This is a genomic window from Curtobacterium sp. MCLR17_059 (assembly GCF_003234665.1).
GTDB lineage: Bacteria > Actinomycetota > Actinomycetes > Actinomycetales > Microbacteriaceae > Curtobacterium > Curtobacterium flaccumfaciens.
The window spans coordinates 121,605-134,478 of the sequence record NZ_QKSU01000008.1 but is presented as its reverse complement, the minus strand read 5'-3'; the positions used below and the strand labels follow the sequence as shown (position 1 = coordinate 134,478).

11 protein-coding genes are annotated in these 12,874 nt (G+C 71.0%); 7 read left to right on the top strand and 4 right to left on the bottom strand.

Features of this window, described 5'->3' with window-relative positions; genetic code table 11:
• The first annotated feature begins 123 nt into the window (after positions 1–123).
• The 5 genes from DEJ12_RS12450 to DEJ12_RS12430 all read left to right on the top strand — a co-directional run bounded on the left by DEJ12_RS12450 (position 124) and on the right by DEJ12_RS12430 (position 6,338).
• On the top strand, positions 124–1,623 hold the full coding sequence (locus tag DEJ12_RS12450) for an FAD-dependent oxidoreductase (protein ID WP_111030233.1): 1,500 nt from the start codon (positions 124–126) through the stop codon (positions 1,621–1,623).
• A gap of 52 nt (positions 1,624–1,675) precedes the next feature.
• Positions 1,676–2,920 (top strand): cytochrome P450, encoded by a 1,245-nt coding sequence (locus DEJ12_RS12445; protein WP_111030232.1) that lies wholly within the window; start codon positions 1,676–1,678, stop codon positions 2,918–2,920.
• 46 nt (positions 2,921–2,966) lie between these two features.
• Entirely contained in the window at positions 2,967–3,647 is a 681-nt protein-coding gene (locus DEJ12_RS12440) for a hypothetical protein (RefSeq protein WP_111030231.1), read from the top strand.
• A gap of 221 nt (positions 3,648–3,868) precedes the next feature.
• Positions 3,869–4,870, top strand: coding sequence for an endonuclease/exonuclease/phosphatase family protein (locus DEJ12_RS12435; protein ID WP_111030230.1), 1,002 nt, complete (start codon positions 3,869–3,871; stop codon positions 4,868–4,870).
• A gap of 127 nt (positions 4,871–4,997) precedes the next feature.
• On the top strand, positions 4,998–6,338 hold the full coding sequence (locus DEJ12_RS12430) for a cation:dicarboxylate symporter family transporter (RefSeq protein WP_111030229.1): 1,341 nt from the start codon (positions 4,998–5,000) through the stop codon (positions 6,336–6,338).
• A gap of 26 nt (positions 6,339–6,364) precedes the next feature.
• On the opposite strand, the gene DEJ12_RS12425 is transcribed toward DEJ12_RS12430, so the two are convergent.
• Positions 6,365–6,877: a hypothetical protein gene (locus tag DEJ12_RS12425; protein ID WP_146245067.1), complete on the bottom strand. Its 513-nt coding sequence runs from the start codon at positions 6,875–6,877 to the stop codon at positions 6,365–6,367.
• A 100-nt stretch (positions 6,878–6,977) separates the two neighbouring features.
• Between DEJ12_RS12425 and DEJ12_RS12420 the strand changes: the two genes are divergently transcribed.
• Positions 6,978–7,853, top strand: a complete 876-nt coding sequence (locus tag DEJ12_RS12420) for a hypothetical protein (protein WP_146245066.1) — start codon at positions 6,978–6,980, stop codon at positions 7,851–7,853.
• A 45-nt stretch (positions 7,854–7,898) separates the two neighbouring features.
• Here DEJ12_RS12420 and DEJ12_RS12415 read toward each other — a convergent pair whose 3' ends face one another.
• Positions 7,899–8,555 carry a TetR/AcrR family transcriptional regulator gene (locus tag DEJ12_RS12415; protein WP_111030226.1) on the bottom strand — a complete coding sequence of 219 codons (657 nt, stop codon included), beginning with the start codon at positions 8,553–8,555 and terminating at the stop codon, positions 7,899–7,901.
• A 188-nt stretch (positions 8,556–8,743) separates the two neighbouring features.
• Here DEJ12_RS12415 and DEJ12_RS12410 point away from each other — a divergent pair, with 188 nt between their 5' ends.
• Positions 8,744–9,901, top strand: a complete 1,158-nt coding sequence (locus DEJ12_RS12410; RefSeq protein ID WP_181433111.1) for an alpha/beta hydrolase — start codon at positions 8,744–8,746, stop codon at positions 9,899–9,901.
• A gap of 268 nt (positions 9,902–10,169) precedes the next feature.
• Here DEJ12_RS12410 and DEJ12_RS12405 read toward each other — a convergent pair whose 3' ends face one another.
• Together DEJ12_RS12405 and DEJ12_RS12400 are read right to left on the bottom strand one after the other, a co-directional pair.
• Positions 10,170–11,378: a glycosyltransferase gene (locus tag DEJ12_RS12405; RefSeq protein WP_258370573.1), complete on the bottom strand. Its 1,209-nt coding sequence runs from the start codon at positions 11,376–11,378 to the stop codon at positions 10,170–10,172.
• A gap of 122 nt (positions 11,379–11,500) precedes the next feature.
• Positions 11,501–12,838 (bottom strand): ABC transporter substrate-binding protein, encoded by a 1,338-nt coding sequence (locus DEJ12_RS12400; RefSeq protein WP_111030223.1) that lies wholly within the window; start codon positions 12,836–12,838, stop codon positions 11,501–11,503.
• Positions 12,839–12,874 lie beyond the last annotated feature (36 nt).

Here is a 12,874-nt window from a genome sequence, read left to right as displayed (position 1 = left end):
CACACACGTCGGCGCCCGGGTGACGTACTGCGTCCGCAGTAGTCGGGGCGCTCCCGCTGCAGTACCGCTCGCGCTCCGGATCGGCGCACGCTGAGGACCACCACACCCCGACGAGAGGACTCCATGGACATCGCAGTCGACATGACGAAATGCCAGAGCTACGCCCAGTGCTGCTTCCTCGCACCCGGCGTGTTCCGGTTCGAGGGGGAGGAAGCGTTGGTCTACAACCCGAACCCGAGCGACGAGGAACGCTCTCGCGTCTTGGAGTCCGCGGCGGCGTGTCCGGTGCAGGCGATCCGTGTCGGGGGAACGCGCCTCCCGGTCCGGCACGCCGACCCCGCCGTGCGCGGTGCCGCGCCGTTGACGTCCAGCGACGCGGTCGTCATCGTCGGTGCATCGCTCGCCGGCCTCCGAGCCGCAGAGACGGTGCGCGCAGCGGGGTTCACCGGCCAGCTGACGATCGTCGGGGACGAGCCGCACCGGCCCTACGACCGCCCGCCGCTGTCGAAACAGGTGCTCACCGGCGTGGTCGGCACCACCACGACGACCCTCCCGCACGCGGCCGACCTGGACGTCGACTGGCGCCTGGGCCACGCAGCGGTCTCGCTGGACACGTCGGGCCGGGAGGTCGTCCTCGACGGTGGGGAACGCATCCGGTACACCCGGTTGCTGATCGCCACCGGACGTCGCTCCCGGCCGTGGCCCGTCGAGTCCGAGGCCGCCCTGGACGGCGTCTTCGTGCTGCGGACGGCAGACGACGCCGCACGGATCCGCACCCGGTTGGAGGACCGACCTGGTCGAGTGCTGGTGATCGGCGGTGGGTTCACCGGCGGCGAGATCGCGTCGTCGTGCAGCACGCTCGGCATCCCCGTCACCGTCGTCGATCGCGGGCCGGCTCCGATGGTGAAGGTCTTCGGGACCGCGATCGGACGGATGATGGCGGATGTCCAGCGCGAACACGGTGTGGACCTCCGGACCGGCACCGGCGTGGTGTCGTTGCTCGACGACGACAGCGGACGGCTCTGCGGTGCTCGACTCACCGACGGTTCCACCGTCGACGTCGACCTGGCGGTCGTCGCTGTCGGGGCCGTTCCCAACAGTGAATGGCTCACCGGGTCCGGTGTCGCACAGGACGCCGGTGGGGTGCTGTGCGACGTCGCGCAACGGGCGCTCGACACCGACGGGCAACCGATGGACGACGTCTTCGTCGCCGGCGACGTCGCGCGGCACCCGAACCCGTCGGCGGGCCCCGGCCCCTGGACGAGCGAGCACTGGGGTGCCGCGGTCAGCCAGGCCGACGTCGCAGCGCGGAACCTCGTGCACGACAGCCACGTGCCGCACGAGAGCACCGCGGTCTTCTGGACGATGCAGTTCGGCAACCTCCTCAAGGCCGTCGGAGAGCCGTCCGTCGCGGACTCCGCGCAGGTCGCCCAGGGGTCCCTCGACGAGCGATCCGGTGTCGTCACGTTCGGCAGGGACGGACGCCTGGTGGCCGCCGTCGCCGTCAACCAGGCGAAGTGGCTGCCGTACTACCGTGCGCAGATCGCCGCTGGTGCGACCTTCCCGCTCGAGGACCCGACCGTCGACCCGTCACGGGATCCCGGAGTGGCCGCAGCACGCTAGCGGACCGCTCCCACCACCACCGATCAGAGCCAGACGACAGGAGCAGAACCCAATGACGAACAACCCGCACACCGCGTCGACGACGTGGGACACGTTGCTCGAGCAGGACAACCGGCACGACCCCAACCCCCTCTACGCGCAGCTGCGCACCCACCCGGTGCAGCAGCTGGACAACGGCGCGTTCCTCGTCACCGGGTACGACGAGGTCGTGCAGCTCATGCACGACCCGCGGATCAGCTCCGACCCCATGGCGAAGCACCGCGCGGAGGGTGCCGATCCGGGCGAACCCGCGCTGACGTCGGCGTTCGTCATGACGGACCCGCCCGTGCACGACCGCCTGCGCCGGCAGACGATGCGCCACTTCGGACCGCCGCACGCCGCCGACTACATCGACGGGCTCCGACAGGACATCGATGCCATCACGAACGACCTCATCGACGGGTTCGCCGGACGCACCGAGATCGACGTCGTGGAGTCGTTCGCGTACCCGCTGCCGGTCGCGATGATCTGCGACGTGCTCGGCGTCCCGCCGGAGGACGAGCCCCGCTTCCACGCCTGGAGTTCAGCCATCATCGCGCCGCCGGAGGCCACGGACGACGCCGACGCCGCGGTCAAGCGGCGCGAAGCAGACGAGGCCAGCCGTGAGCTGGCTGCGTACCTCGGCGCACTCGCCGAGTCGCGGCGCGGCACACCGCAGGGCGATCTGCTCTCCGGACTCGTCAACGACCACGGCCCCGACGGCCCGATGTCGCAGACGGAGGTGCTCAACACGTCGATCATGCTGCTCGTCGGCGGGCACGAGACCACCGTCAACATGATCGCCAACGGCACCCTGACCATGCTGCGCCACCCCGACACCATCGAGCTGATCCGCGACAACCCGCACACCATCGCGCAGGTGTTCGAGGAGCTCATCCGAGTCGAACCGCCGGCGCAGGTGACCCCGAAGTACATCGCCCTCGCCGACGTCACCGTCGCAGGCATCACCATCCCCGAGGGCGCACCCGTGTGGATCGCCTGGGCTGCAGCGAACCGCGACCCACGGCACTTCCCCGAGCCGGACCGGTTCGACCCGCACCGCGCGGGCAACGACCACCTGAGCTTTGGCGCCGGGATCCACGCGTGCTTCGGCGCCCCACTGGCCCGGTTGGAGACCCAGATCGCCCTCGCCACCCTGTTCCGGCGGCTCGTCAACCCGAGGCTGGTGCTCGACCCGCCGCCGTACCGCCGCAACGCGCTCCTCCGGGGTCCGAGTGAGCTCCGTGTCACCTTCGACGGAGTCCTTCCCGCCGCCTGACCGGAGCCGTGTCGGCGTCGCGGAGCCCGGGGGCTAGGGTCGCTGCATGACCACACCCGCGGGGGCGAGTTCGGGCAACGGCTACTGGCGCGGCCAGATCGGGGCGACGGCCCTGTTCGGCGTCGGCATGGTGGCGTGCAGCGTGGTGCTCTTCCGGGTGGACCCCGACGAGCCGGGGCGGGCGGTCCTGCTCGCGTTCGGGGGCCTGCTCTTCCTCACGACGCTCGGTTGGGCGGTCGATGCCGCGACCCGTTCGGACCCCCGACAGCGTGCGCTCTTCGCGTGGGCCATCGCCCAGCACGAGGCTGCGGGGCACGGCAACGACGCCCTCGCGCTGGCCGATGCGGCCCGTGCCCGCGACGGTGCGCTCGACGCCGAACGGATCCGGGCGCTGCAGGCGCTCCGCCCCGACAACCCGTACCCGGGCGCCCCGCTCGACGACGACCCGGACGGCGGGACCGCCGAGACCGCCGGGGCGAACCGGCTCGGGGTCGCGCTCCTCGCGCTGTTCCTCGCGTTGACCGGGTTGTACAGCAGCTGCTGGCCGTCGGTGTTCGTGCTCGGGTGGCCGTTCCAGTTCGTCGCGTCGATCCTCGCGGTGGTCGCGATCGTGCGGCCCGGTCGCGGACGCCGGCTCGGCGTCGTCGCGGCCATCGTCTCGGTGCTCGGCACCCTCGTGACGGTCGGCATGCTCGTGTGGCGCGTGGTCGAGGCGAGCGGCAGCTAGCTGCCCGTGGTCGCGCGTGCGGCCCGCGACGTGGGCGGGTGACGGACTGGAGGGTCGGTGCCAGCTGGCACCGGGCCTCCAGTCCGGTGTTGTGACGCCCCACGGGGTGGGCTGGTTCCCGGCGCCGCTGCGGGTGCGGCGGGTGCTAGATCCAGCAGGATCCTCAGCGGGAGGTCGCCGTTCACCGGCGGCTGCAGGCTGCCGTCCACGATGATCCGAGGGTGCCTCGTCGTCGCGCTGCCGTCCGGACCGCCGTGGTGGTCGTGATCGCGCTGCTGGTCGGTGCCGTCCTCGGTGCCGTCTTCGTCGCCGCTCCGTGGCTCGGTGTCGGGCGGGCTCCGGTGCTCGCCGCCGTGCTGCCGGCCCGGTCCCTCGTGACCGCGGGACTGGTCGCTGCCGGTCTCGCCCTGGTGCTCGTCGCCGTCGTCCTGCGACGCACGCGACTCGTGCGGCTGGTTGCAGCGTCACTCGGTGCGCTCCTGCTCGTCGTCGCCGTGGCGAACACGGCGGTGCTCGGCGTGCGGGGATGGGACGTGCGGCCGGGCGACGGTGCCCGGGGTGCGCTCCGGGTGTTCGAGTGGAACACCAACGGAGGACTCGTCGGTCCGCAGAGAATCGCCCGTGCGGCGCTGTCCGCACGGGCGGACGTCGTTGTGCTCCCCGACGCGGGCGACCGACGGGCCGCCGCTGCGGTGGCGCGGGCGATGGGGCAGCACGGTCGGCCGGTGCGTCTCTTCATGGGTGGTGCCGGCACGCAGGTGGCGGTGCTCGTCGGGGCCGATCGCGCGTCCGGCGCCTCGATGTCGCCCGGCGTCGATCGGGTGAAGACGATGACGGTGTCCGGGCCGTCGATCCCCACGATCGTCGCCGTGCACGCTCCGCAACCGATCGGGCGGGGCCTGGCGGGCTGGCGGACCGATCTGCGGTGGGTCGGCGAACAGTGCGGCCGCGGCGCTGACGTGGTCGTGTCGGGGGACTTCAACGGATCGGTCGACAGCTTCGATGACGGGCGTCTCGGGTCCTGCCGCGACGCCGCGTCCACCGTGCATGCCGCGGGTCTGGGCACGTGGCCGACGTGGCTCGATCCGCGGCTGGCGATGCCGATCGACCACACCCTGGTCGGTCCGTCGGCCGGTGTCGTCCGGTCGTGGAGTGTGCTGACGAGCCAGGACGACTCCGGCGCTCGGCACCGGCCGACCCTGACGGTCGTCGGCGGCAGCTGACCCCTGTTCCGGTGGGCGTGCGGCCCTGTTTCGGTGGGCGTGCGGCCCTGTTTCGGTGGACGTGCGGCGCGGCAGGTGGGAACAGACTCGCAACGTCGATGAAACACGCGCGCGGTGGGGTGGATGCATGGACGTCACCACCACGGATCGTGCTCCCGCTCGCTGGTACCACTCGCTGTTCGTGCAGATCGCGATCGGGGTGGCCCTCGGCATCGCCGTCGGGGTCTGCTTCCCCGCGGCCGCGCCGGTGCTCAACGTGGTGGGGCAGGGGTTCATCCGGCTGATCGAGATGGTCATCGCGCCGCTGGTGTTCATCGTCGTGGTGACGGGCATCGTGCACGTCGGTGACCTGCGCTCCGTGGGACGGATCGCCGGCAAGGCGATGATCTACTTCCTGCTCGCGTCGTCGTGCGCGCTCGTCTTCGGCCTGCTGGTCGGCAACCTCGTGCGCCCCGGGGCCGGCCTGCGGATCGACTCGTCGTCGCTCGACGCCTCTGCCGTGGCGGCGAAGACCGCCGGCGGCACGGCGCCGGACGCGGGGACCTTCATCCTCGACCTCATCCCGTCGAGCGTCGTGAACGCGTTCGCGACGAACGACATCCTGCAGGTGCTCGTCTTCGCGGTGTTCGTCGGCGCGGCGATCGCCGCGATCGGCAGTGACCGTGCGCGGCCGCTCGTGCGGGGCCTCGACCTGTGCCTCGAGGTCGTCTACCGGATCCTGGGCTGGGTGATGCGTCTGTCGCCGCTCGGTGCGTTCGGGGCGATGGCGTACGTGGTCGGGCAGTACGGCATCGACACCCTGGGGTCGTACGGGCTGCTGATCGCGGCCTGCTACGGCGCAGCGGCGGTGTTCATCGTGGCGCTGCTCGTGGGCGGACGGCTGCTGTCCGGGGTGCCGATCTGGCGGTTCGTCTGGCACACCCGCGCCGAGTTCGGGCTGGCCCTGGGCACCGCGTCGACCGAGGCCGTCCTGCCGCGGATGATCACCCGGCTCACCGAGGTCGGCGTCTCACGGAGCGTCGCCGGGCTCGTCGTGCCGACGGGGTACTCGTTCAACCTCGACGGGGCGGCGATCTACCTGTCGATCTCGCTGCTGTTCCTGACCCAGGCGTTCGGGGTGCCGCTGACGCTCGAGCAGCAGGTCGCCGCACTGGGGGTGCTGCTGCTGACGTCGAAGGGCATGGCCGGGGTTCCGGGCTCGTCGTTCCTGGCGCTGTCGGCGACGGCGACGAGCCTCGGACTGTTCCCCGTCGCGGGCGTCGCGCTGCTGCTCGGTGCCGACCGGATCATGGACGCGATGCGGGTGAGCGTCAACCTGCTCGGCAACTGCGTCGCGACGCTCGTGGTGGCGCGGTGGCAGGGCGAGCTCGACCGTGAGCGGGTGGAGGCGGTGCTCCGGCCTGGTCGAGGGGTGCGGCCGTCGTCGGAGCCATCGCCCGCAGCGGCGGTGTCGGCGCCGGTTCGCTGAGGGGTCGGGGCGCGCTCGCGGCACGGTCAGCGTTCGAGGACGGCGCGCTGCTGGTCGTACTGCTGGCGGGTCCGGTGGCCGCCCATCTTGCGGACGACGGCGCCCGAGGGGTCACGCGTGATCCGCCACCAGATCGCGATGCAGAGCGCGTCGACCGGCAGAGCCGTGCCGAGTCCGACCAGGAGCTGCCTGCCGAGGTCCGTCCGCCACGGCAGACCCGAGACCTCGAGCGCGGTGAAGACGAGCAGACAAACCACGATGGTGATCGGGCTGAGCCAGAGCTTCCGCACGGTGCGTTGACGTGCCACGTCGATCTCCGCCAGCTGCGCCAACGGCAGCGTCGAACCGACGTGCTCGCGGGGCTCGCCACCGACGATGACGGCGGCAGGGCCGGGGGTGGTCGCTGTGTCGTCCGCGTCCGTGGCGGGTCGCCACACCACGTCGTCCAGGTGCTCCAGGTCGTCGTCGACGCGGAACCAGCCGCCTTCGAAGCCGTCGGCAGCGGCGTCGGGATCGGCGCGAGGCGTGGTCGTGGTCACGTCGGTCATCTTGGCAGCAACAGAGGCCGCTTGGACACCACCGCTTCGGGGGTGGGGCGGAGGCGTCGCCCGCGGACCCGGGGCTCGTTCTGCTGGCAGGATGGTCCCCGACACCACGGGGGCGGGGGCCGGCATGGGCACGGAACAGCAGGACTGGCGTGACCAGGGGACGGGCCCGACGACGGGGCGAGGGAACGCGATCGCCATCGCACTCGTGCTGCCCGTGCTGCTCGTCGTGAGCTGGGCGGTCCAGATCGGGGCGTACCTGGCGCGCGACTTCGGGTCGATGGACGACCGGCTCGGTGCCGGGGGCGTGTTGGCACGGCTGGTGATCGGCGCCGTGCTCGCCGTGGGGATCCCAGTGGTCGTGCTCGTCGTGCAGGTCCGGGCTCGTCGGCGCGAACCGCGGCACTCGCTGGCCGCCGTGGTCGCGGCGATCGTCGTGCTGGTCATCGCCGTACCGTGGAACGGCCTGGTCCTGACGTCACAGGTGCGGAGCATGGTCGCCGATGCCCGACAGCGCGCGCAGCCCGCGACCGCCGCCGAGCGGCACTTCGCCCACGGTGACGCCCGGGCCACGCTCGAGCGGATCGGGGACCGCACCGTGCGGATCCTCGGCGGCGACCGGAAGTCCGCCTACCGCGATGGCGAGCGAGCCGGTGGTGCGTACAGCGAGGAGTGCCAGCTGTCGAACGCCCACCAGGGGGTGCGGTGGATGTACTGGTACGACCCGGGGGAGTACACCGACGAGCAGGGCAACGAGTTGCTGCCCGAGGACCACACGTTGATCGAGGGTGCGAACCGCGACGTGGACGGAGTCCGGGAGTACTGGGCGTCCGAGGGCATCGACGCGCGGTCGGAAGAGGACACGGTGCCCGACCAGATCGCGCCGACCGCCGACTGGCTCGAGAGCGGCTCGTCGTACACACGGCCCGGTCCGGACGTCGACTTCCGCACGATCTGCCTCGTGCGCTGACCCGGGAGTCGTCGGGTCGTCGCTCCGGCGCAGTGGATCGACAGCTCAGGTGGGTCGGTTGTTCTGGCCGTAGCCGGTTCGTGACCCCTCGATTGCGCTGTCGAGCATCCGGGTCCAGGTGGCCCTGGACTCTGTGCTGAGGTCCCCGCCCTCGTTCAGGAGCCAGTGGCTCGAGGCGACCGTGACGCCGCTCATGAGCGATCCAACGAGCAGATCGACTTCGAGACGGCTCCAACTCGGGTAGCGGGTGGAGACGTGCTCGGCCAGGTGCAGCGAGGTTCGGTCCATGACCTGTCGGAGCAGGGCTTCGTGCCGGGGTGACGCTTCGTCGCCTCGCCCGACGACTGCTCCGACGGACACGATCACGTCGGGCATGCTCGTGGCGCGCAATGACCGAGACACCTCGTCAAAGACAGCGGCACGAGAACCGTCGGTCCCTGGCGCGGCCGCACTCACTTCGTCGAACGTCGCCCACGCAGTCTCGAACTGCTCGACACTCGCCGTCACCAAGACGTCTGACACCGAAGGGAAGTAGTTGAACACCGTCGCCCGAGACATGTCAGCACGCTCGGCGAGTTCTTCGACGGTGAAGGCGGGGCCACCCCGCTCGGCGACCAACGCGATGGCCGCGTCGAGGATCGCGCGTCGTGAGCGGGCCTTCAACATCTCGCGGCGTCCGCGCGGGATTGCAGGGGAACTCATACGCCGAGTGTAACGCCCAAGAGCTAGACGGCGTCGATGTTTAGACGTAGTCTCGATTCACCACGTCGGCTTGCATGAAGGGCACCATGAGCACGAACGAGCAGTCACCCCAGTCCCTACCTCCGCAGGACGAGCGGACTGGCAGAGACCGTCCGGCGCGTTTCCGGTGGGCGCGGACCGTCGCTGCCGTGGTCGGCGCCGTCCTGGGGGGCCTTGTTGTCGTCCTCGCTGCCGGGAACCTCGTTCCCGCGACGAGCAACATCGTGACGCTCGGCGGCTCGATGGCCTGGGGCTATTTCGCGCCACACCTGGTGATCGTCAGTGTCATCGCTGTTCTTCTCTGCGTTCCCCTCTGGCGGGCACGGCGACGACCCGTGATCCGGGGCATCGCCTCTGTTCTCGCCCTTGGGGCGCTGGTCGCCTCGACCGGCATCACCGCAGCCCTGGTGCATTCGGCGACGGCGAACGGCGGTTCCGTGAACTTCGCCCGCACTCTGGCGCTGACGAACACGCCCGTGACCCCGACCAAGATCACGACCTACGTCACGGCTGGCGGCAAGGCCCAGCAAGCGCGCATCTACGAACCCAAGGGCGGCCCGAAGGGCGCGCCGGTGATGATGTACATCCATGGCGGCGGCTGGTACGGCGGTACTGCGGAAGAGTCCGACAGTCTCGCGCAGCGGTGGGCCGATCGGGGTTGGTACGTCGTCAACGTCGACTACCGGCTCGCGGACGCCACGCACGCAACATGGGACGAAGCCCCCGCCGACGTCGCCTGCGCCCTGACCTGGACGGACAAGCTGGCGAAGGACGTCGGCGCTGACACCGGCAAGCTGACCGTCATGGGTGACTCCGCAGGCGGCCACCTCGCCATGCTCCTCGGCTGGTCCGCCGCCGCGGGTGCCGCCCCCTCCACGTGCCCCGGAGCTGGCAAGGTCCCCGTTCCCGACGCCGTCGTGGCCGGGTATCCCGTGAGCAACATCGACTACACGTACGACCACGGCGCCTCACCCCTGCCGAGCTTCAACCCGCAGGAGTTCACGCGGTTCTTCCTCGGTGGCGCACCTGCTGATGTCCCCGACCACGTCCGAGCGGTGTCGCCCTCGACCTACCTCAGCGCCGCGATCCCGGCGACTCTCGTCCTGCAGCCCGAGCGAGATGACTTCATCCCCGCCAAGGGCAACGACGAGGTGATGAAACAGGCGAAACAAGCGGGCGCCGACGCGACGATCGTGCAGGTCCCCTTCGCTTGGCACGGATTCGACGCCACAGAGGACAGCATCGGCGGCCAGGTCAAGATGACCGTCACCGAGAACTGGCTCGAGAAGCGCAACCTTGCCCCCTAGGAAACCTGCTGACGATCCGAGACGTGAGCGGCGAGGTGCCTCGATGGCCGCTTCGCGGTCCTGCATCGGCTGTTCAGCTATGAGCTCGGCGCCGCAGGCATACCGACGGCCGCGGAGGAGGGTCATGCGCGGCCGGACAGCGGTAGCGATGCAGGTTGGGAACTCGCGCCGAACTCGCCCAAGGCCGCAGGCGCCGACAGACCCTCGCTCACCAACGAGCTGACCGTCGGACAGCCGCGCCGCCGTGGTGTGGCGGGACCTGCGCTCCTCACCGCGGGGCGGGCGTCCAGCCGACCAGGCGCTCGACGGCGGCCAGGACGACGGCCGGAGGTTCGCCCGTCGCGATCTCGGTCCGGACCCGTCCGGCTGCGACGCGGAACGACGGCTCGGTCAGGAGTCGCGACGCGGTGGTGCGGATGTCCGCCGGGGTCGCCGTCGCTGCGTCGAGGACGAGTCCGGCGCCCAGGGCCTCGACGCAGCCGCCGTTCGGCAACTGGTCCGCACCGAGCGGCAGGACCAGCAGGGGCACCCCGTGCGCGAGTGCCCCGGTCACCGATCCGGACCCGCCGTGGTTCACCACGAGGTCCACGAGCCCGAGCACCGAGTCCTGCGGGACGTACTGCTCGATCCGGATCGCTCCCGGCCCCGCCGGCACCGGGAAGGTCGTCGGGTCGACCCAGGGTCCGGTCGTCACGAGGATCCGTGCCGGCAGGGCGGCGAGGGCGTCGATGAGCCGAGCGAACAGGTCACCTGACTTCGTGTTGAACTCGGTGCCGAGCGTGACGTAGACGCGCGGTCCGTTGCCGGCGGCCAACCACGCCGCGGCGTCCGACGGTGGTGACGACCAGGTGTCCGGTCGCATCCGGATCACCGGACCATGCAGCTCCTGCCCGGATCGCATCGACGCCGGGAACGGGATGACGGTGAGCGCGCCGCCGAGCATGTGCTGCTGCGGGTCGGGCCCGAGTCCCGCGCGTCGGCGGAGCGCCTCGAGCGGCTCTCGCACCGCGTCGCGCCAGGTCCCACCGGCCGAGGCGAAGGCCAGGACCACCACGCACGGCACCCCGGCTCGTTCGGCGGCGGTCATCGCGCCGAAGTCGAACTCCCCGCAGACCACGAGGTCGGCCGTCCACCGTGTGACCAGCCGTCCGACGTCGACGACGGCCCCGGCGGCCGCGTCTCCCAGGAACACCTGGGGGACGCGGGTGAGCACCGTGCTCGGGTCGATCGGGGTCAGGGTGCCGGTGCCCGGCCTGCTCGCCGGCAGCTCCACGTCCCGCGGCTGCCGGTGCGAGAACCCGGTCTGTTCGAGGACCGCCTCGCGTGCGCCGCTCAGTGCGGTCCGGTGTCCGGCAGCACTGGCCGCGCGGGCGAGCGGCAGCATCGGCGCGAGGTGTCCCCGCCCCCGTGGGAACGAGAACACGATGCGCAGGGGTTCCGGATCCCCGTAGCCGGGCCGGCCGTTCGCAGCAGACACCACAGGGCTCCGATCGTCGCGCGGGCTGCCTGCCCGCTTCGTCAGACAACCGTATGGCGAACGACGGTCGTGCTCCATGAACCCTTGGTCAGCCTCGCGGGGCGCTCACGCGCCGACCGTGCTCACTTGCCAGCGGCCTCGTTGTAGGACTCGATCTGCTTGCCGGCCTGCTGCTCCGCATCGGTCATGGTCGACTCGACGTCGGCACCCTCGACGATCCGGTTGAAGGCGCCGATGACGGTGGCGCGCACCGTCGGGAACGCTCCGGTGATGCAGCCGGCCGCGGCGACGCTCGTGGGGTCGTCGGCGAGCTGCTGGTACATCGTGGCGATGTTCGGGTCGGACAGGGAGCGCTTGCCCACGGTGGTGTCCTGGGCGTCGGTGTTCATCGCGACGTAGCCGGTCGCCTTCGCCCACTCGGCCTGCACGTCCGGCGTCTGGAGCCACTTGGCGAACGTGTACGACGCCTGCTGCTCGGCGGACGAGTGGCCCTTGCCGGAGATCCACAGCGCGTTGCCGCCGATGACCTGCCCGGCGTCGTCGGAGGCCGACGTCGTGGGGAACCGGGCGACGACGGACTTCGAGCCGTTCGGGTCGACCGTCGTGTAGGCACCGGACGAGGTCAGCAGCATCCCGACCTTGTTGCTCGAGAACGCTGAGTTCTGGACGGTCGAGTCGGTGCCGGGGTTCAGGGCGGCGCCGTCCTGGTAGAGCTTCTGCAGCGTGGTCATGAACTGCACCTGGGTGTCCGAGGTGAGCGAGACGCCGGTGACCGGCTTGCCCTTCCGCCCGTTGTCCGGCGTGCAGAAGGGCTGGCCGCCCGAGGCGCTGAGCTCCTCGAGCATCCACGAGTCGCCCATGTTCATGCTCATGCCGTAGCCACCGGTCGCGGCGTGGATCTTCTCGGCCCAGGTCGCGACCTGCGCCAACGTCTTCGGCGGCTTCGTCGCGTCGAGGCCGGCCTTCGCGACGAGTGCCTTGTTCAGGTAGAGCACGGGCATCGAGACCGAGAACGGCATCGCCGCGAGTGCCTTGCCGTCGCTGTAGTAGGTCGCGGCGGCCGGGGCGATCGTGTCGGCGCCCGATGTCGAGCCGCTGATCTTCGCGGGCGACACCGTCTGGCCGGAGTCGATCATGAAACCGGTCGACACGTCGTTCATCATGAGCAGGTCCGGCGTCGAGCCGGACTGCACCGCCGCCGTGTACTTCGTCTGGACGGCCGCGTAGTCGCCCTGGAACGACGACTTCACGGTGATGTGCTGGTCGTTCTCCTTGTTGAAGCGGGCGACGAGCGCGTCGAGCTCGGTCGCGGGCGGCCCGGACATGGCGTGCCAGAAGTCGACGGTGACGGGGCCGGAGCTGTCCGACGCGGAGCTCGACGTGGAGCACCCGGTCAGGGCGAGGACCGCGACGGCCCCGGTGGCGAGTGCGGTGAGGGCGGTGGAACGACGTGCGGGCATGGTGCGTCCTTCGGGTGTGGGGCGGGCGGGGGTCGG

What these genes read in the sequence shown, in the direction of transcription:
- DEJ12_RS12450 (WP_111030233.1), top strand. Translation starts at nt 124, where the DNA reads ATGGACATCGCAGTCGACATGACGAAATGCCAGAGCTACGCCCAGTGC.
- DEJ12_RS12445 (WP_111030232.1), top strand. Translation starts at nt 1,676, where the DNA reads ATGACGAACAACCCGCACACCGCGTCGACGACGTGGGACACGTTGCTC.
- DEJ12_RS12440 (WP_111030231.1), top strand. Translation starts at nt 2,967, where the DNA reads ATGACCACACCCGCGGGGGCGAGTTCGGGCAACGGCTACTGGCGCGGC.
- DEJ12_RS12430 (WP_111030229.1), top strand. Translation starts at nt 4,998, where the DNA reads ATGGACGTCACCACCACGGATCGTGCTCCCGCTCGCTGGTACCACTCG.
- DEJ12_RS12420 (WP_146245066.1), top strand. Translation starts at nt 6,978, where the DNA reads ATGGTCCCCGACACCACGGGGGCGGGGGCCGGCATGGGCACGGAACAG.
- DEJ12_RS12415 (WP_111030226.1), bottom strand. Translation starts at nt 8,555, where the DNA reads ATGAGTTCCCCTGCAATCCCGCGCGGACGCCGCGAGATGTTGAAGGCC.
- DEJ12_RS12400 (WP_111030223.1), bottom strand. Translation starts at nt 12,838, where the DNA reads ATGCCCGCACGTCGTTCCACCGCCCTCACCGCACTCGCCACCGGGGCC.